Consider the following 566-nt stretch of genomic DNA (forward strand, 5'->3'; position numbering starts at 1 on the left):
CCAACCAGGATGATTACCGACGCCGCAATAACCGCATTGCGCAGAAAGTAGTGTTCTCCGACCAGCCGGATCTGACTCTGTCCGCCTTCCAGAAGAGCGGCAACACCAGTGAAGCCAGGGTAGCGGTAACGCTCAGTAATCGATCCACGATCAATGACGCTACCAATGGGGAAATCCGTTTTTCCCTGCCACTCAATACCACCCTGGCAAACGCCGACGAACTGGGCTGTACCCTGTCTAACCCGCTACGCTGCCCGGTGGGCAATGTGCCCGCTACCAACAGCCAGACGTTGAATCTCACTTTCGCCTCGGATACCGGAGCAAACCGGGCCATAACCTTTACCGGTTTCTCCAGTAATGGCGATCTGCCAAACGACAACGACAATACCGCCACACTGACCCTACGCTATCCCTCCCAGGCCCCTGCCGGAGGCGGCAGCAGCGGAGGCGGTGGCGCACCCACCATCTTCACCCTGCTGGCCGGATTACTGCTGGTGTTGCGCGGCTTTCCCGCAAAAGCACAACGCCGCTAGCCCCTCTTTATCCCGTTGGAGCTTTGCTCGCAA

At 58.5% G+C, this 566-nt stretch carries 1 pseudogene; it reads left to right on the forward strand.

From position 1 onward, the window contains the following. A pseudogene (locus tag B3Q33_RS11290) lies at window positions 1-533 on the forward strand (serine protease); the annotation flags it as partial. Window positions 534-566: the final 33 nt, after the last annotated feature.

The sequence above is a fragment of the Alcanivorax sp. UBA3183 genome (assembly GCF_002364155.1).
GTDB lineage: Bacteria > Pseudomonadota > Gammaproteobacteria > Pseudomonadales > Alcanivoracaceae > Alcanivorax > Alcanivorax jadensis.